A 341-nucleotide genomic window follows, 5' to 3' on the forward strand; every position below is an offset into this window, starting at 1 on the left:
ACTGGTCTTGAAATACGCGCCGAGCGTCCAGGGCCGGTCGCCATAGCCGGTGATCTCACGGGTAATAGCGACGTAAGTGTTCTCTCCGTCCCATGACGTCGAGCCGTCCTTGTCGTCAACCTGGATTTCGTCAACCCGGATTTCGGCAACCTCGATATCGCGGGTACGCTGCGTGCTGAACTCCGGTTCCGGTTTGCGCGCCTCATATCCGGCGAGAACCGGATCGCCGAAATTGGCGAGCGGCGTCAGCGGCAGGATGCCGTCCTTCAGCGCATCCGGGGAAGCCAGCCGCTGGTCCGCCAGGATGGATCCGTCGCCATCCAGAATGAAGGCATGCGTGC

At 61.9% G+C, this 341-nt stretch carries 1 pseudogene; it reads right to left on the bottom strand.

The window, feature by feature from the left end:
- Nucleotides 1-341 (bottom strand): annotated as a pseudogene (locus AC0L3I_RS37040) (adenylate/guanylate cyclase domain-containing protein); the annotation flags it as partial.

This window comes from Mesorhizobium sp. WSM4840 (genome assembly GCF_055811755.1).